Genomic DNA, 18105 nt, shown 5'->3' on the forward strand with positions numbered 1-18105 from the left:
CCGACACATCGGGAGTTTCTTTGCTTGTGCTGTCGAAAGACGGGTTCGGCAAAGAAGCGAGCGGGTGTGAGGAGTCAGAAGAATAGAAAGTCCGGAACCTACGGGGTTGGACGCGACAATACGTTGCTCGAATTGGGCATGTGGTTAGCGCTGCCACAGGCATTGCGAAACTACGCTGATACCTGCGGGCTGCGCGAAACGATGAGCGGCGGGATCGAGAGAAAAACGATCCCGAGCGCGGATATAAGTAGGTTCATTTTCCCGGCCACGCTATAGGAGGTCACACCTGCGACGCCACCCACGCAAAACGCTGCCATCGTCAGCACTTTGGCTTTCAGTTCGTGGAAGTGCTCAGCCCGATCAGGCAGCTTATTCCTCTGAAGTGCATGAGCGAAGATAAGGCCGAGTTTCACTCCGATATCGGTCGATGTGCCCGAAAAATGAGTGGTGCGCACCCGGAAATTGGAAACCACGGCGGCGGTCGCGTTCTGGCAACCCATGAGAAAACTCAATCCGAAAACGAGCACCAGGCCGCTTGCGGTGTGAACCTTCACGTCTATAACTGCGAGAACCACAAGCGAGACGGCTTCCGCCATGAAGATGATCACACACGCGTGCGCCCGGTTACCTGCACCGCGAAACTCGAGAAGAAGCGCAGAAAGCATCGCTCCCACAATGAAGAGCACGATGATCACGAGGAGTGAGAGCCCCGAACGCGGGTCGCCTGTGGCGATCCTGTCTGCCAATGACGTCACATTGCCAGTCATGTTGCCCGAGAAAATACCCGCGACACAAAAGCCCGTCGCATTGAGAAAGCCGGCGACTGCCGCGAGCGACCAGGCCAAACGCAGTTCGTGACGTGACGACAGGACGGTTTGGTCTAGAGGCATTTGCTGGAGATCCCTGTTTCTGGCGTGGTGACGCATCGATCCGCGATGCTCGAAAGAGACCAGGTGTTTTCCGCCTTGGCTTGTGTTCATGTGCATCAAGCATGACAGCGGACACGCAAAGGATACCGATGTGACTCACGTCACAAGAAGCTCTCTGCCGGGAAATCAGATTTGCGGGAAAGGGTCCACCTCGACGGCCCGCCTGTAGAAGTGCATGCAGGTCATTGGGCCATCAAACATGGCGGCGTGGGTTTTGTGACATGGCGCTTGGGGAGGCAGAACACGTTGCGGCTTCCATGCCCGTCGCCAGCGTTGTGTGTGATAGGGGAGCCGCTGCAGTCGTATGTGGTTGGGAGGATCTCGACTGGACAGCGTTGGTACACTCGCCGAATTTGGCGCCGGTACTTAAGCTTTAGCATCCTTGCGCATACTTCAGCGGATGCTTTTCGGCGGTCCTCGGGCCAGTGAGTCGGCAAACGCTCTTCCTAGCGGGAAGCGTTTTCCCGGATAAAGCCAAGATGGGTGACTAGCGCGTTGCGTGCGGCAATTGGGTCGTGACGCTCAATAGCGTCGTAGATATGCCGATGCTGTTCCATCAGATGCGACAAGTCTGCGTCTCTTTTCTCGAATGTTGAGTAGGTTTCTTCAATCGATTTCTGTACGAGGTTGTACAGACCGTGCATCACATGAACGAGGACGATGTTGTGAGTAGCCTCGGCAATTCGCAAATGGAAAGCGGCATCAAGCAGCGGCAGCGATGTTTGCCCAGCGTGCACGGCGTATGGGTCCGGCTTGGTAAACGCCGATTCGAGGGCGTTCAAGGCATCTTTGACCTGCCGGATATCGGATTTCGTCGCGCGTGTGGCTGCCAACTCGACTGTCACGGCTTCCAGTCCTTCACGCATTTCCAGAATATCTCCTGCCGCCTTGCGGTGGCGCGCTATCAAGTGCGCCAGCGGGTCCGCGATGAGGGGCGAACTGGAGTTTGCGACGACATATCCGCCTCCCGTCCTGGATTGAATCAGTTTGCTACCTTCCAGTCGGAGCAATGCTTCTCGTAACGACGGGCGAGATACGTTCAAACGTTGCGCCAGGTCGCGCTCCGATGGCAGCGATTCTCCAGCTCGCAGTGTCCCGTCAACAATCAGTTGTTCGAGCTGATCGCAGACGGCGTCGGACAAGCGGAATCGGGGTGGTGGGGTGATTGGGGAAAAAGACATCTGCGCCGGCTCCTTCGCGTCTCTAGATTTTTTGGTTCAACTTCCCGCCTGATTCATGCGGGAAGTTCTGGTCGTGAATGCGATTAACGCGTCAACTTTCGCTTGGTTTCGTCGGACAACTGAACGTTGCTCTCGCTGCTACAAACGCCGACTCCCGGGCCGCAATCCAGCGACAAACCGGGACGATTTCACCGAGCAAATCGCGGCCGAGCTTGGTTGCTTCATATTCGACGCGTGGAGGAATCTGCGCGAATACAGTGCGCGTGACCAGTCCTTCCTTCTCTAACATTCGTAAGGTTTGGGACAACATCTTTTGGCTTATACCGTCGACTTGCTCGTGAACCCTCGAGAATCGTAGTGGTTGGTCTGTTTCGGCGACTACCTGGAGTACTTTCAGTGGCCATTTCGAGGTAACACGTTCAAGGACATCGCGCGCAAACGTGTCCCGCTCCGAAGTAGTGCCGGTATACGAGGTCTTCGGATGCCGGTTCGGTTCAGTAACCATAAGGGTAGTATGGTCCAATAAGGAGATTCGATCATTCCGGGAACTGTAAAGGCAGTGTGGTCGTTCGTCAATGCTCCGGCTGCCGGACCCAATCGATCCGTCGGGGGCCGCTACGGGCGATCGACGGGCGGGGGACTTGGGTGGGGCGGTGGGACATCAAGCATTGGGTCCTAACGTCGGCCTTCGAGTCATCTCGAATTTTGGTGGTCAAGTTCCTGGTTGTTTCCACGTAGTCATCCGTTGTGGGGGGCACCTGACTCGCAAATTCGCCGTCTAGGGCACTGGTTCCATTTCTGGCCGGACGTCCCGTTTTTAGGGTTTCCACCCGTTTCCACGGCCGTTGCACGCGACTACGATCGGTCTGGTCAGGTGGTCGACCAGTCGGCCAAAAGACCGAAACAGAACCATAAGGTCGGAGCTCTGCGCGTTATGAGGGCTGCGATGTGAAGGAGACGAAATGTCACAGGAATCCCATCATCCGTTCGTCAGACCGATTGAGCCTGCCGTCCATGTTCCGAGTACTTGCGCCGCTTGGTGTCAAGCAATGACGGCGGGGTATGACCAATGAGCTACCTCTACGACGAAGTGATCGACGGTGTTCTTCCGTCGCACGACAAGGACACGCTTGTAAGGGAGATCAGGACCCTCCTGCCGGACATGGAATTGCTGAATTCCAAGGAAGGCATGCGGCCCTTTGAATGCGACGGGCTTTCAGCGTATCGATGCGCTCCAATGCTTGTTGCTCTGCCCGACAAGATTGAGCAGGTTGAGCACTTGTTGAAGTACGCTGCGCGGCGCCGGATACCGATAGTTGCCCGGGGAGCAGGCACGGGACTTTCGGGGGGTGCGATGCCTCTTGAGAAGGGGATATTGCTCGTGATGGCCCGCTTCAACAAGATCATCGAATTGGACGTAGATGCTTGTACGGCGCGGGTGCAGCCGGGCGTCCGCAATCTTGCAATTTCGCAGGCGGCGGCGCCGCACGGCCTTTACTACGCCCCTGACCCGTCATCCCAGATCGCATGTTCGATTGGCGGCAATGTGGCCGAGAACGCTGGCGGCGTGCACTGTCTCAAATACGGTCTGACCGTTCACAACATATTGAAAGTGGAGATTTTGACTATCGAGGGTGAGCGGCTGACGTTGGGTTCTCAGGCCCTGGATAGCGCTGGATTTGATCTGCTGGCGCTCTTTACTGGCTCGGAAGGGATGCTGGGAATCGTGACCGAAGTTACGGTCAAGCTGCTTCCGAAGCCGCGAAGCGCGAAGGTGTTGCTCGCCAGTTTTGACGATGTCGAACGCGCCGGTGCCGCAGTGGCAAAGATTATCGGCGATGGAATCATTCCCGGGGGGCTTGAAATGATGGACAACCTCGCCATCCGGGCTGCCGAGGACTTTATCCGTGCTGGCTACCCGGTCGAGGCTGAGGCAATCCTTCTATGCGAACTTGACGGATCTGACTCGGACGTGCAGGAAGACGTGGAGCGCGTCGACGCGATATTGCGTATGGCGGGTGCGACGGATGTACGTGTCGCGAAGGACGAAGCGGAGCGCCAAAAATTCTGGGCGGGACGAAAGAATGCGTTCCCCGCTGTCGGTCGAATTTCTCCGGATTATTACTGCATGGATGGCACGATTCCGCGCCGGCAGTTGCCTCGGGTTCTAAAAGGAATCGCTGACTTGTCCATCGAATATGGGTTGCGCGTTGCCAACGTATTTCACGCGGGCGACGGCAATATGCATCCGCTCATTCTTTTTGACGCAAACGTCCCGGGCGAGATGGATAGAGCTGAAGCGATCGGTGCGCGAATCCTTGAACTGTGCGTAGAAGTGGGCGGCAGCATTACCGGTGAGCACGGCGTAGGTCGCGAGAAGATCAATCAGATGTGCGCGCAATTCAACAGCGACGAATTGCTCGTATTCCACGCGGTGAAGGCGGCGTTTGACCCGAACGGTTTGCTGAACCCTGGCAAAAACATACCCACGCTGCACCGCTGTGCCGAGTTTGGATCAATGCACGTGCATCACGGGCAACTTCCTTTCCCTGAACTGGAGCGCTTCTGATGCGCCGCGATATGGACCCCGATAACAGCGCGCAACTCATTGAGCAAGTGATGCAGGCCATCCGCACGCGGACGCCACTTCGGATCCGCGGCGGTGATAGCAAATTGGCGTTGGGACGTGTAGTCGATGCAGCACCTCTGGACACACGCAAGCACAGAGGCATCGTCAGCTACGATCCGACCGAACTGGTGATTACCGCCCGGGCTGGCACTCCTCTCGCTGAACTAAATGCCGTGCTGGATGCTGCCGGTCAAATGCTTCCGTGCGAGCCGCCAGCGTTCGGGGGGGCTGCGACGGTTGGTGGGATGGTGGCGACTGGTTTGTCTGGTCCGCGCCGTCCATGGGCCGGGTCGGTGCGTGATTTCGTCTTGGGCTGCCGCGCGATCACTGGCAACGGTAAGCATATGCGTTTTGGTGGTGAAGTGATGAAGAACGTCGCGGGCTATGACGTTTCGCGCTTGCTCACAGGAAGCTACGGCTGCCTCGGGTTGATCACGGAAGTATCTCTGAAAGTCCTGCCGAAGCCGCGCGCGACAGCTCACCTTGAACTTGAGACTGACGTCGCGGATGCACTTTTGAGGCTTGCCGAGTGGCGACGTTCGGGGCTACCCATCGCCGGCGCGTGCTACGCCTCCAACATGCTTCACCTTCGTCTCGAAGGGGGCAATGGCTCCGTTCGTGCAGCACGCGAGCTCATCGGTGGTGAGGAGGCTGACGGCACCTTCTGGACGGCGTTGCGCGAATTTCGTCTTCCGTTCTTTGACGGGCGGGATTCGTTGTGGAGGATCTCGCTGCCTCCGACCGCTCCCGTTATCGATTTGCCGGGCGACGCCTTGCTGGATTGGGGGGGCGCTCAACGCTGGCTCAACACTTCAGCGCCAGCAGATGAACTGCGTCGCATCGCCCAACGCCATGGTGGATATGCGACTGCATTCCGTTCGCATGAGACAAACGAGCCGTTTCACCCGCTAACTGCGCCCTTGCTGCGGTACCACCGTCAGTTGAAGCAGCAGCTAGATCCCCACGGCATCATTAATCCGGGCCGCATGTACGCGGAAATCTGAACGACTTCCAGGCGAGTAATCCGATGCAAACGAATCTCAGCGAAGAAGCAAAGAAGCTCGAGCGCGCAGATGAAGCGGCGGGCATTCTCCGCTCTTGCGTACATTGCGGGTTCTGCAACGCAACATGTCCGACCTATCAGTTGCTTGGTAATGAACTCGACGGTCCGCGCGGGCGCATATATTTGATCAAACAGGTACTGGAGGGGGAACCTGTCACTGCGGAAACGCAGCTTCATCTCGACCGATGCCTTAGTTGCCGCAACTGCGAAACCACGTGTCCGTCGGGAGTGCAGTACCACAAGCTTCTTGATATCGGCCGTGCGGAGGTCGAGCGTCGCGTTGCGCGGCCAACAACCGATAGGTTGCTTCGCGCTGCTTTGCGCCATGTAGTACCTCGCTCAAGAGTGTTTGCTACTGCGCTCAAGGCGGGTCGGGCACTGCATCCGCTGTTGCCAGTTTCAGTGAAGCAGAAAATTCCGGCTCGCCATGTCGCAGCGAAACGTCGGCCACCAATTCAGCATCAGCGTCGTATGTTGATGCTCGAAGGCTGCGTCCAACCCTCGCTGTCGCCGAACACGAACTCAGCGGCTGCACGCGTGCTGGACAGACTTGGTATTAGCGTTTCCCCTGCTAAGGAGGCTGGTTGCTGTGGCGCAACCGATTATCACTTCGGGGCTCACGCAACTGGGCTTGAGCGTGCAAAACGGAATATCGATGCATGGTGGCCCGGAATCGAAGCGGGCGCCGAAGCAATTGTAATATCGGCGAGTGGATGCGGTGCCTTCGTCAAAGAGTATGGCGAATTGCTGCAGCGCGATCCAGCGTACGCTCACAAGGCGGAACGCGTCAGCGCGCTCGCCCGTGATCTTGCTGAAATTCTTGCGGCAGAGCCATTGAACGAGTTAAGAGGTGGGGCTACCCAGCGCGTCGCGTTTCACTGCCCGTGTACCTTGCAGCACGCGCAGAAGCTGGGGGGAGCCGTTGAACGTATTCTTCAGCAACTGGGCTTCGATCTCACAGCAGTCCCAGACGCCCACCTGTGCTGTGGCTCGGCTGGTACATATTCGATTACCCAGCCCGTATTGGCAGCCAAGCTTCGCGAGAACAAGCTTAACGCACTCGAGAGCGGTAAGCCGGATACGATCGTCACCGCCAACATCGGTTGCCAGACGCATCTGAACGGTGCAAGCCGGACTCCGGTTCGTCACTGGATCGAACTCGTGGAGGAGTCGCTTTCGGAACGCGCGTGAGGACGCATCGGATGCTACGTTTGAGCCGCAATCGCAATTTGCGTCGCAGTCTCAAAGGTGGGCGGTGACGCTCTTCAAGAAATTAAATCTCGTTTAGGCGCACACCGGTGAGCCTGTGGCCAAGTGTGTTCCGGCGCAAATTGTCCAGCGGATTTGAATTCCGACCTTCGAGCTACCTCGATGCGCGGCTTGGAAGATGGTGTCGATCGGGGCGGAGCCTTTGTGCGGCGTCCCATGTACTTTAGGCGACGGCATTTTTCTGCCGTCGAACCGGTTCACATAAATCAAAAGCTATCCGAAATAAACGGGCACAGGAGGCAGAATGAATCCAGCAATTCCGTTATCAGCAGGGGCGGTTTATACGCAGCCGCTTACCCCTGTGAGCAACTCACTGCTACTTTCGTTCGTGGTAGCTGCGATACCGATTGTCGTTGCACTTGTAATGCTTGGCATTCTGCGTCGCCCTGCGTGGCAGGCTTCCCTCGCAGGCCTGATCACTGGACTAGTTATCGCCATAGCAATTTGGGGCATGCCTGCCGGTCTTGCTTTCAACTCGGTTGCTGCCGGCATGGCTCTCGCGCTGCTCCCGGTTATGTGGATCGTGTTCACCGCTCTACTGCTTTACAACATTGCGGTTAAGTCCGGGCGTTTTGACCAGTTTCGTCAGTGGATGCTAGATCACTTACCTGACGACAGACGCCTTGTCCTGCTTGTTGTCGCCTTTTCGTTCGGCTGTTTGCTTGAGGGAATTTCAGGATTCGGTACTCCAGTTGCAATTACCAGCGCGCTGCTCGTCGGACTCGGCTTCCCAACGCTTGAGGCACTTACTTACGCCCTGATTTTCAATACGGCTCCGGTGGCTTTTGGTGCGCTTGGGGTACCAATCACAGTGCTTGGCGCGGTGACGTCGCTCCCGTCGGACACGCTCGCTGCCATGGTCGGTCGGCAACTGCCGTTCTTCGCATTCCTCCTGCCGTTCTATGTCGTTGCAATGTATGGGGGAATCCGTTCAATCGGAAAGTTGTGGCCAGCCCTTGTCGTATCGGGTGGAAGTTTTGCTTTCACGCAGTTCATAACCTCCAATTATTTGGGCTATCAACTCACCGACGTGCTCGCCTCGCTAACCTCGTTAATCGTGACGATCGCGTTTCTCAAAGTTTGGAAGCCAGAGCCAGACCCAGCGTTTGCAGTGGTCCGGTCTGCGGACATCGCGACCGGTAGCAAGCGCATCGGCTACGGTGGCTGGATGCCTTGGATCGTGGTCTCTGTAGTGGTCATCGTTTGGGTTCATGCGCAGATCGCTACAATTGGCGACCTCAAAGTTCAGTGGCCGGGCTTGCACAACGCCGTCTTTGTCACGCTTTATAACAAGCCTTACGCGGCGGTCTGGGATTTCCAGCCGATGGGGACTGGGACAGCAATTCTTCTGGCGGCAATCATCACGACCCTTTGGACTCGAACTGGTGTGGGTGACTTCTTCGGTTGCGTAGTCAAAACGTGGCGACAGACGCGGATTGCCATAGCAACCGTAATGATGATTGTAGGGCTGGCGTATCTGCTCAACTATTCGGGGATGAGCTACACGTTAGGCTTGGGCGTGGCGTCGACGGGAGCATTTTTTCCGTTGGTATCAGCGTCGCTCGGCTGGATAGCGGTGTTTCTCTCCGGAAGCGATACGTCGGGCAACGCGCTGTTTGGCAACTTGCAGGTCGTGGCGGCCCGACAATTGGGGCTTGACCCAGTCTTGATGGCGGCAACCAATTCGTCCGGCGGGGTGATGGGGAAGATGATTTCGCCGCAAAACATCGCGACTGGCGTTTCAACGACGGAATTGAAGGGGAAGGAAGGCATCGTTTTCGCACGGACCTTCTGGCATAGCGTATTTCTGACGTTCCTTCTTGGACTGCTCGTGATTCTGCAACAGCACGTGCTGTCGTGGATGATCCCGACTTTGCATCATTAACCTGGTATCGCCCCGGATAGTTGGCTTTCCGCCCGCCGGAGGAGTGGCTGGTGTGCGATGTGACTGGCCTGCGATTGGTACTGAACGGCATTGCCGTACTTCGGGTATGCCGTTCTCTTCCTTTGCATCCGCATATCAAAGCCGAAGGTTGGGCGATTGCCAGGCCGGACGTCCGACGCTCGTCGCCACCTATTAGATCTAGCCCGGCCCAGGCCACAGAGTCGTCAGCAATCGTTGACAGCCGCTCCGAAACGTTTAAGCACTATCGGTTCGTTGGGGCGGCGTCCTCCTCGAATGCGATTTTGAGGTCGCAATCGCCATGTTTTGAGCGTAGCTGAGCGATGTTGACGAGGACATCAGCTACTTGAAACCGGACTGAATCTTTCACTAACCGTCGATCGATTCAATACATTTGATATCGACTTATGTGATTCTTTCTGGCCTTATGCAAACTAAGACGTACTAATAAAGTATCAATGACGTGTAGTTCGTCCACGAGATAATTGAAGGATATGACATGCAAGGATGAGAGCGGTTGACGCAGCTGTTGTGGTGTTAGGGAAAGAAGGGATCGATGCACGCAAGCTGGGCATCGCGCTGCCGAACACGGCAAGCGCGCAGCAACTGTTTAGCGTGTTCGCAGCGCACTGCGGCAAAGCATGGGATCGCTCGGCGATGGTGCGCGCTTGAAATCATGGCGAATTTCCACATCTCGTAAACGCTGCCAATGCCCATGACGTTCTGTATTTTTGCGACGATTCGATGTTCACGCGTGAGCATCGACCGATCGTCCTATGCCAAATGAGCCACATACTGTAATGAAGAACGAGCCACGCGAGTTGCTTAACAACATGTTTTCGGCTGCTGTGGATGCTGCTCAGCCGTCGCGATGCATAGCGCCGTTTCTGCCCCCTCCGCCAAGGGGCAGGACGATTGTGATCGGCGCGGGAAAGGCATCGGCTTCGATGGCCAGTGCGCTCGAGAAGATCTGGCCTGGTGAACTGACGGGCATGGTGGTGACGCGATATGGGTATGCTGTCCAATGCGACCGGATCGAGATAGTCGAAGCAGCGCATCCAGTTCCCGCTATTAATGGCTTGCGCGGAACCCAGACCATGTTCAAGTTGGTAGACGGGCTGAACGAAGACGATCTCGTAATTTGCCTTATGTCTGGAGGGGCGTCATCGCTGCTGTCTTTGCCGCTTGATCCATTAAGCTTGGAAGAAAAGAAGGATATCAACCGTGCGTTGCTTAGTTCGGGCGCAGCGATTAGCGAAATCAACTGCGTTCGTCGCCACCTCTCGGCTGTGAAGGGAGGGCGTCTTGCTGCCGCATGTCATCCGGCGCAACTATTGACGCTGTTGATCTCGGATGTGCCCGGTGACTCGGCGGTCGATATCGGATCTGGCCCAACTGTTGCTGACCCGTCGACCTGCGCGGACGCGTTGAACATTATCCGACGGTACGGCATTGCGATGCCACTGGCCGCCATGCAAATTCTGGAGAGCGGGGCGGGAGAATCGATAAAGCCAGGTAACCCCTCTTTGGCGAGTTCTGACTATCGGATAATCACCGCTCCACAGATTGCGCTTGAGGCTGCGGCGGAGGTTGCGAAGGCAGCAGGAATTCCTTGCTACATATTGAGCGACCGGATAGAAGGTGAGGCACGAGATGTCGGGAAGGTCATGGCGGGAATTGCTCTCCAGGTCGCCCGACGTAATCAGCCCTTTAAGGCGCCCTGTATTTTGCTCTCCGGCGGCGAGACCACCGTCTCGGTGAAGGGCGACGGGCGTGGAGGACGAAATGTCGAATTCCTCTTGTCGCTAGCCATTGCCCTGCAGGGCGAAGATGGGGTGCATGCAATCGCCTGTGATACCGATGGTGTTGACGGTCGGGACGAGATAGCAGGGGCCTTTATCTCACCCGATACGTTAGACCGTGCCTGGAAGAGTGGGATGAACCCACAGGCGAGTCTTGATAACAACGACGGCCACACCTTTTTCGGAGGGCTTGGGGACTCGGTCATTTGTGGGCCGACGCTGACGAATGTGAATGACTTTCGCGCTGTTCTAGTACTTCCGAAAAGCGCTGACCATCAGCAGGAGAATTGAAATGAAGCGGTCTCGCAATGCAAAAATCGTCGCGACTCTTGGTCCGGCTAGCTCAGAAAGTGGAATGATCCAACGGCTATTCGATGCTGGCGTTGACGTATTCAGGCTGAATTTCAGCCACGGGAGCCACGAAGACCACTTGCAACGGCTTTCCGCCATCAGAAACCTCGAAAAGGAATCCGGTCGGCCGATCGGCGTCCTCCTGGATCTGCAGGGACCGAAGCTCCGGCTCGGAACGTTTCAGGCCGGAGCGGTCGAGCTTTCGGTTGGTCAAAAATTTCGGCTCGACCTGGATCCGACAGCGGGCGATAGTGAACGCGCGCCTTTGCCGCACCCTGAAATTTTTGCAGCAATCGAAGCAGGCTCAGAGTTGTTGCTCGATGACGGCAAGGTGAAGCTGCGTGTAGAAGCGAAAGGTAGTGACTTTGCCGAAACCTCCGTCATCGTCGCAGGTCGGATAACGGAAAGGAAGGGTGTCAACGTTCCAGGCGTGATGCTGCCTATATCGCCGCTTACCCGCAAGGATCGTGAGGACCTTTCGTTCGGGCTCGAGAACGGGGTCGACTGGGTTGCACTCTCATTCGTGCAGCGCCCGGAAGACATTGATGAAGCCCGTGCCATCATCGGCGATCGGGCGTGGATCATGGCGAAGCTTGAGAAGCCGCTTGCGATTGAGCATCTCGACGAAATCATTGAGCGTTGCGATGGGATTATGGTGGCACGGGGAGATCTTGGGGTCGAACTGCCTGCGGAACAGATCCCAGAATTGCAACGGCGAATCGTCCGGCGCTGTCGGGAAGCCGGAAAACCCGTCATCGTCGCAACGCAGATGCTCGAATCGATGACAAATTCGCCGATTCCAACGCGAGCGGAAACCTCGGACGTGGCGGGCGCTATTTACATAGGTGCGGACGCTGTCATGCTTTCCGCGGAATCGGCTAGTGGAAGGTTTCCGTTGGACGCGGTATCTGTCATGAATCGGATCATTGAACGGGTCGAACGCGATCCCGAGTATCGAACCGGAATCGATGCGTCACATACCAAGGCGCAGTCAACAACGGCAGACGCAATTTGTTGCGCCTTGCGGCAAGTCGTTCGGATAATCGAGCCCGCAGTCACCGTGACGTACACATCGTCGGGATCCACGAGCCTTCGCGCGGCTAGAGAGCGGGTATCCACAGCGATTATAGCGATGACACCTTCGGTGCTTATCGCTCGCAGACTCGCCCTTGTCTGGGGTGTCCACGCGGTGCCGTTTAGAAACGCACACGACGTCGGCGAGATGATCGAACTCGCTTGCGAAGCGGCCGCGAGCGAAGGCTTTGCGCTTCAAGGTGATTCGGTGGTGATTGCCGCGGGATTGCCATTTGGGAAATCAGGGACTACCAATCTCCTGCAAATAGCCAAACCCGGTGCAATGGTGTGAGCGTCAAGTTGGGTAACGGCACTCTTGGGTAACGGGACTATTTTGGTAGCGCACTGTTAAAAGTAATGTAACCAGCCGTTACCCTCGGCAGTTTCAGCTAAGCATCCGCAGCGGTCACTTTTTTGAAGGAACCATGGGCACCATCGTAGATATCATCGGTCGAGAGATTCTCGATTCGCGAGGCAACCCCACCGTCGAATGCGACGTGCTGCTCGAGTCGGGCACGATGGGCCGCGCCGCGGTGCCGTCGGGCGCGTCCACGGGTTCGCGCGAAGCGATCGAACTGCGCGACGGCGAGGCCGGCCGTTACGGCGGCAAGGGCGTGCTGAAGGCCGTCGAGCACATCAACACTGAAATCTCCGAAGCGATCATGGGCCTCGACGCTTCCGAGCAGGCTTTCCTCGACAAGACCCTGCTGCAACTCGACGGCACCGACAACAAGTCGCGCCTCGGCGCGAACGCGATGCTGGCCGTGTCAATGGCCGTTGCGAAGGCTGCCGCTGAAGAAGCCGGCCTGCCGCTGTACCGCTACTTCGGCGGCTCGGGCGCCATGCAACTGCCGGTGCCGATGATGAACATCGTCAACGGCGGCGCGCACGCGAACAACGGCCTGGACATCCAGGAATTCATGATCGTGCCGGTCAGCCAGCCGACCTTCCGCGAAGCACTGCGCTGCGGCGCCGAAGTGTTCCACGCGCTGAAGAAGATCCTGTCGGACCGCGGCATGAGCACGGCGGTGGGCGACGAAGGCGGCTTCGCGCCGAACTTCGGCAGCAACGACGAATGCCTGTCGACCATCCTGCAAGCTATCGAGAAAGCCGGCTATCGCGCTGGTGAAGACGTGCTGCTCGCGCTCGACTGCGCAGCCAGCGAGTTCTACCACGACGGCAAATACCAACTGGCCGGCGAAGGCCTGCAACTGTCGTCGACGGAATTCGCGGACTATCTGGCGAACCTCGCCGACAAGTTCCCGATCGTGTCGATAGAAGACGGCATGCACGAAAGCGACTGGGCAGGCTGGAAGACGCTGACCGAGAAGCTCGGCAAGAAGGTGCAGCTGGTGGGCGACGACCTGTTCGTCACCAACACGCGCATCCTGAAGGAAGGCATCGAGAAGGGCATCGCCAACTCGATCCTGATCAAGATCAACCAGATCGGTACGCTGACGGAAACCTTCGCGGCCATCGAAATGGCCAAGCGCGCCGGCTACACGGCCGTGATCTCGCACCGTTCGGGCGAAACCGAAGATTCGACGATCGCGGACATCGCGGTCGGCCTGAACGCCGGTCAGATCAAGACGGGTTCGCTGTCGCGTTCGGACCGCATCTCGAAGTACAACCAGTTGCTGCGCATCGAGGAAGACCTCGGTGATATCGCCAGCTACCCAGGCAAGTCGGCGTTCTACAACTTGAGATAGTTGTGGCGTCTCCTCAACAATTTGGCGTTTCTCATCCGATGGGCGCTGTCCAGCGGTCGCTCGGTGGCGGAGATCACGCGAGCCCATGAAGTGAACGCCAATCAAGTCTTCGACTGCCGCAGACAATACCAAGGCCGCCTGAATTCGACCGGCGCAGGACTGATGCCCCAATCACAGCGACGCCGGCACCAAAAAAGCCGGCATTTTGCCGACGTCCGCTGACGATCGGGCAAATAGTCACCAAGCCGTTTGTTAAGTTGATATCCGGCCGCCGGTAAGGTGACCCTGCGCACATCTGCCCGTCAGCACACTGCGGATGTCCATGTTCAACGGGACAGCAGGTGGCCGTGCAGACGCACATTACCGGGACGTAATCACCGGCCGGAGCGCTTGCCGGTATGATTTCATTGTCAACGCAAAGCGGAGCAACCGATGCGAATCCTGGTAATCGAGGACGAACTGAAAACAGCGGCGTATCTGAAGAAAGGTCTGGAGGAATCCGGCTATGCGGTCGATGTAGCCAACGACGGCCCGCAAGGGCTGATCCTCGCGCAGGAAGAAGAGTACGACGTGATCGTGCTCGACGTGATGCTGCCCGGCATGGACGGCTGGACCATCGTCAAGACCTTGCGCAGCACGCGAACCACACCGGTGCTGTTCCTCACCGCGCGCGACGACGTCGACGACCGGGTGCGCGGCCTCGAGCTCGGCGCAGACGATTACCTCGTCAAGCCCTTCGCCTTCGTCGAGCTGCTGGCCCGTGTGCGCACGCTGGCGCGCCGGGGGCCACCGCGCGAAAGCGAACTGATCAAGGTGGGCGATCTGGAAATGGACGTGAACCGCCGTCGCGTGAAACGCGGTGGCACGCGTATCGATCTCACGCCGCGCGAGTTCTCGCTGCTGCAACTGCTCGCGCGCCGCCAGGGCGAAGTGCTGAGCCGCACGCAGATTGCGTCGTATGTGTGGGACATGAACTTCGACAGCGACACCAATGTCGTCGAAGTCGCGATCCGCCGCTTGCGCACCAAGATCGACGATAACTTTCCCGTCAAGCTGATTCATACGGTGCGCGGCGTTGGCTACGTGCTCGAACTGAAGGACGCCGCCTGATGCGCGGCCGATCGCTCGCCGCGACGCTCGCGCTTGCCTTCGGTGTCACTACGCTCGCGGTGTTCGTGCTCGTCGGGAGTTTTCTGTACCTCGCGCTGGAGAAGCAGATCAAGGCGCAGGACGATCTGGACATTGTGCTTGCCGCGCGCCATGCACGGCGGCTCGTTGAAGAACTCGATACGTCGGAAGGAATTCGCGAGCACGGCGACCGGTTGAGCAGCATCGTGCTGGGCAATGAAGCGATGTCGATGGAGGTATTCGGTCCCGATGGGCGCATGGCGATCGAGCACAACGCCGGAGAGACGTTTGCGGCGCAGGGCGGCGCGGCGAGCAGCGCTGCCTCGGCGGCCCCAAACGCGCCTGATGCTTCCGCTGCACCCAATGGAACGAGCGAAGCAGGCACGGCAAGCGATCTCCATGATCCAGGCGAGACCGCCGAAGCCGGCGGCGTCAAGACGATCGCCGCGCTGCCGCCGCTCACGCGCATTCCCGCTACGGCGCGCATCACCGACGTGGATATCGGCAACTGGACTGGCCGCAACGGCGCACCGATTCGCGGCATCCTCACGGACGCGCGGCTGCACAACGGCGATACGGCGACCGTGCTGATCGCGCGCAACATGAGCGACCGCTGGCGGCTGCTCGACCGCTATCGCGACAAGCTCAACCTGGCAGGCGCCGCCGGCGTGATTCTGGCGATGCTGCTGAGCTATCTGCTGATTCGTGCCGCGTTGCGGCCGCTACGCGATATCGCGGCGAGTGCGGGCCTCGTCACGGTCAATCGCCTGAATACGCGGATCACGGTGGCGCGCGTGCCGAGCGAACTTGAAGCACTGGTGAACGCGCTCAATGCCATGCTCGGACGGGTCGAACACGGCTTTCAACGTCTGTCGCGTTTCACCGCCGACCTTGCGCACGATATGCGTACACCGATTAGCAACATGCGCGGCGCTGCGGAAGTTGCGCTCGCTCGCCCTCGCTCTTCTGATGAATATGAATCCTTGCTCGCCTCGAATCTGGAAGAGTGCGACCGGCTCTCGCGAATGATCGAAAACGTGCTCTTCCTTGCACGCGCTGAGCATCCGCAGTTCGTCAAACACATGCGCAAATTCGATGCCGGTCAGGAACTGACGCGGATTGCCGAATACTTCGAGGGCATCGCCGACGATGCGAATGTCAGGGTGCAGGTCACCGGCGCGGCAACGTTGACGGCGGATCTTGAACTGTTTCGCCGCGCCGCCAGCAATCTGTTGGCCAATGCGATCCGCTATACGCCGACCGGCGGCGAGATCGCGCTCGACGTTCGCGCATCGGCCGATGCGGTGCGCGTAACCGTGTCGAACGAGGGGCAGCCGATCGCCGCCGAGCATCTCGAGCGGATTTTCGACCGTTTCTATCGCGTCGATCCGTCACGCAGTTCCTTGCCTTCGTCCGGTATGTCGCAAGGGTCCACAGGGTCGACAGGGCTCGGGCTTGCCATTGTCCGCACGATCATGGAGTTGCACGGCGGCACGGTGCATGCGGAGAGCGATGCGCAGAGCACGCGATTCGTTCTTACGTTCCGGCGGGTTTAGGGGTTGGCGCAGTCGGAGCTGTCGCGGCTGCTACATCCGGCATCGCTGCGGTGTCACTCTGCCCGTGCCACGTCCCACCCAGCGCCTTCAACAGCAGCACACTTGACTCCAACTGCCGTGCCGCAATCTGATCCGCGGTGCGCTCGTTCGTTAGTGCGATCGTCTGTGCCGTCACCACGTCGAGATAACTGACGGCTCCCGCCTTGAAGCGGTTTGTCGTGAGCCGCAATGAAAGATCGGCGGCCGTAGTCGCGCGCTGCTGGCTGGTGGCTTCGTCGGCGAGCGAATGCAAGGCGGACAGATTGTCTTCGACCTGCTGGAAGGCCACCAACACCGACTGCCGGTAATCCGCGACCGCGCCGTCGTACTGTGCCGTCGCGCCATGCAGGCTGGCCGTGCGCTTGCCGCCGTCGAACAGCGTGCCGACCAGTTGCGGGCCGAGCGACCAGAACAAACTCGGCGCACTGAGCCACGGCGCGAAGAAGGTGCTCTCCAGCCCCGCGCTTGCCGACAACACCAGATCGGGGAAGAAAGCTGCGTGCGCCACGCCGATCTGTGCATTCGCCGACGCCACGCGCCGTTCGGCGGCGGCAATGTCGGGGCGCCGCTCGAGCAGTTGCGACGGCACGCCTACGGGAATCGCCGGCGGCGTCGCAGCCGAGCCGTTCGGCGGCAGCGTGAATGTCGAAGCCGGTTCGCCGATCAACGTGGCAATCGCATGCTGCATCTGCGCGCGCGTCACGTCGATATCGGTGTCCTGGGTGCGCGTCGCTTCGAGTTGGGTGGTGGCCTGAGCGACCGCGGAGGCATCGATCGCGCCGTCCTTCAGTTGCTGCTGCAGGAGCTTCAAGGCGGCGGCGTAGGCGGTCACGCTGTCGTCGAGCAGCTTCTTTTGCGTGTCGAGCGAGCGCAAGGCGAAATAGTCAACAGCAAGATCGGCGCTCATCGACAGGCGCACGGCTTCGAGGTCCGCTTCGCTAGCCTGGGCATCGGCCTTCGCGCCAGTCACGCTATCGCGCACCCGGCCGAACAGATCCGGCTCCCAGCTCGCCGAGACGCCGGCCGAATAGTCAGGCACGGTCTTGCCCGCGAGCGATTTGCCTTCGACGTTCTGCGAGGTCCGGAAGCGATCCTGTGCGGCACCGGCGGTGATGGTCGGGAAAAAACCCGCACGTTGATAGTTCACCATCGAACGCGCTTGCTGCACCTGCGCAACCGCCTTGCGCACGGTCTCATTCGAGACGTCGACGCGCGCTTCGAGTCGATTCAGCACCGGATCGTTGAAGATCGTCCACCACGGGCCACGGGGCGCTGTGTCAGCAGGCGCGGCCTGTGCCCAGCCGGGCGCCGCGCCCGCATATTGCGTTGGGATCTCGGCGGTCGGGCGCTGGTAAGGCGGCAGTGTCGAGCAGGCGCTCAGCAGCGCGCCGATCAGCGTGGCCACAATCGAACGGCGCAGCAACGGGCGTGAAAGAGAGATTGAATACATTCGACTCATCCTTTCGATCATT

12 protein-coding genes and 1 pseudogene are annotated in these 18105 nt (G+C 58.7%); 10 read left to right on the forward strand and 3 right to left on the reverse strand.

Translation table 11 applies throughout. The features are described 5' to 3' along the window. Positions 1-170: 170 nt before the first annotated feature. A complete protein-coding gene (locus tag B0G69_RS37360; RefSeq protein WP_158609049.1) occupies positions 171-980 on the reverse strand; it encodes a YoaK family protein in 810 nt (269 codons plus the stop codon). A 395-nt stretch (positions 981-1375) separates the two neighbouring features. Continuing rightward, positions 1376-2110 carry a FadR/GntR family transcriptional regulator gene (locus B0G69_RS37365; RefSeq protein WP_116120410.1) on the reverse strand — a complete coding sequence of 245 codons (735 nt, stop codon included), beginning with the start codon at positions 2108-2110 and terminating at the stop codon, positions 1376-1378. A gap of 1069 nt (positions 2111-3179) precedes the next feature. Between B0G69_RS37365 and glcD the strand changes: the two genes are divergently transcribed. The 10 genes and pseudogenes from glcD (at position 3180) to B0G69_RS37425 (ending at position 16594) form a co-directional block, all read left to right on the forward strand. Further along, on the forward strand, positions 3180-4679 hold the full coding sequence (gene glcD / locus B0G69_RS37375) for a glycolate oxidase subunit GlcD (protein WP_121325030.1): 1500 nt from the start codon (positions 3180-3182) through the stop codon (positions 4677-4679). Continuing rightward, entirely contained in the window at positions 4679-5743 is a 1065-nt protein-coding gene (glcE, locus tag B0G69_RS37380; RefSeq protein ID WP_121325031.1) for a glycolate oxidase subunit GlcE, read from the forward strand. The genes glcD and glcE overlap by 1 nt, the downstream gene beginning before the upstream one ends. A gap of 23 nt (positions 5744-5766) precedes the next feature. After that, positions 5767-6993 (forward strand): glycolate oxidase subunit GlcF, encoded by a 1227-nt coding sequence (glcF, locus tag B0G69_RS37385; protein ID WP_121325032.1) that lies wholly within the window; start codon positions 5767-5769, stop codon positions 6991-6993. Positions 6994-7315: 322 nt separating this feature from the next. Next, a complete protein-coding gene (locus tag B0G69_RS37390) occupies positions 7316-8956 on the forward strand; it encodes an L-lactate permease (RefSeq protein ID WP_121325033.1) in 1641 nt (546 codons plus the stop codon). A gap of 576 nt (positions 8957-9532) precedes the next feature. Continuing rightward, positions 9533-9674 (forward strand): annotated as a pseudogene (locus tag B0G69_RS37395) (2-hydroxy-3-oxopropionate reductase); the annotation flags it as partial. A gap of 100 nt (positions 9675-9774) precedes the next feature. Continuing rightward, a complete protein-coding gene (locus B0G69_RS37400; RefSeq protein WP_121325034.1) occupies positions 9775-11067 on the forward strand; it encodes a glycerate kinase in 1293 nt (430 codons plus the stop codon). 1 nt (position 11068) lies between these two features. After that, positions 11069-12493 carry a pyruvate kinase gene (pyk, locus tag B0G69_RS37405; RefSeq protein ID WP_121325035.1) on the forward strand — a complete coding sequence of 475 codons (1425 nt, stop codon included), beginning with the start codon at positions 11069-11071 and terminating at the stop codon, positions 12491-12493. Positions 12494-12626: 133 nt separating this feature from the next. Next, entirely contained in the window at positions 12627-13910 is a 1284-nt protein-coding gene (gene eno, locus B0G69_RS37410; protein ID WP_121325036.1) for a phosphopyruvate hydratase, read from the forward strand. Positions 13911-14342: 432 nt separating this feature from the next. Next, entirely contained in the window at positions 14343-15020 is a 678-nt protein-coding gene (locus B0G69_RS37420; RefSeq protein ID WP_121325038.1) for a heavy metal response regulator transcription factor, read from the forward strand. Next, positions 15020-16594 (forward strand): heavy metal sensor histidine kinase, encoded by a 1575-nt coding sequence (locus B0G69_RS37425; RefSeq protein ID WP_121325039.1) that lies wholly within the window; start codon positions 15020-15022, stop codon positions 16592-16594. The genes B0G69_RS37420 and B0G69_RS37425 overlap by 1 nt, the downstream gene beginning before the upstream one ends. On the opposite strand, the gene B0G69_RS37430 is transcribed toward B0G69_RS37425, so the two are convergent. Next, positions 16575-18083, reverse strand: coding sequence for an efflux transporter outer membrane subunit (locus B0G69_RS37430; RefSeq protein WP_241991679.1), 1509 nt, complete (start codon positions 18081-18083; stop codon positions 16575-16577). The genes B0G69_RS37425 and B0G69_RS37430 overlap by 20 nt on opposite strands. Positions 18084-18105 lie beyond the last annotated feature (22 nt).

The organism is Paraburkholderia sp. RAU2J (genome assembly GCF_003634845.1).
Taxonomy (GTDB): domain Bacteria; phylum Pseudomonadota; class Gammaproteobacteria; order Burkholderiales; family Burkholderiaceae; genus Paraburkholderia; species Paraburkholderia fynbosensis.

Bases quoted from the DNA above. Each gene is read 5' to 3' on its own strand.
- B0G69_RS37360 (WP_158609049.1), bottom strand. From the start codon at position 980: ATGAACACAAGCCAAGGCGGAAAACACCTGGTCTCTTTCGAGCATCGC.
- B0G69_RS37365 (WP_116120410.1), bottom strand. From the start codon at position 2,110: ATGTCTTTTTCCCCAATCACCCCACCACCCCGATTCCGCTTGTCCGAC.
- glcD (WP_121325030.1), top strand. From the start codon at position 3,180: ATGAGCTACCTCTACGACGAAGTGATCGACGGTGTTCTTCCGTCGCAC.
- glcE (WP_121325031.1), top strand. From the start codon at position 4,679: ATGCGCCGCGATATGGACCCCGATAACAGCGCGCAACTCATTGAGCAA.
- glcF (WP_121325032.1), top strand. From the start codon at position 5,767: ATGCAAACGAATCTCAGCGAAGAAGCAAAGAAGCTCGAGCGCGCAGAT.
- B0G69_RS37390 (WP_121325033.1), top strand. From the start codon at position 7,316: ATGAATCCAGCAATTCCGTTATCAGCAGGGGCGGTTTATACGCAGCCG.
- B0G69_RS37400 (WP_121325034.1), top strand. From the start codon at position 9,775: ATGAAGAACGAGCCACGCGAGTTGCTTAACAACATGTTTTCGGCTGCT.
- pyk (WP_121325035.1), top strand. From the start codon at position 11,069: ATGAAGCGGTCTCGCAATGCAAAAATCGTCGCGACTCTTGGTCCGGCT.
- eno (WP_121325036.1), top strand. From the start codon at position 12,627: ATGGGCACCATCGTAGATATCATCGGTCGAGAGATTCTCGATTCGCGA.
- B0G69_RS37420 (WP_121325038.1), top strand. From the start codon at position 14,343: ATGCGAATCCTGGTAATCGAGGACGAACTGAAAACAGCGGCGTATCTG.
- B0G69_RS37425 (WP_121325039.1), top strand. From the start codon at position 15,020: ATGCGCGGCCGATCGCTCGCCGCGACGCTCGCGCTTGCCTTCGGTGTC.
- B0G69_RS37430 (WP_241991679.1), bottom strand. From the start codon at position 18,083: ATGTATTCAATCTCTCTTTCACGCCCGTTGCTGCGCCGTTCGATTGTG.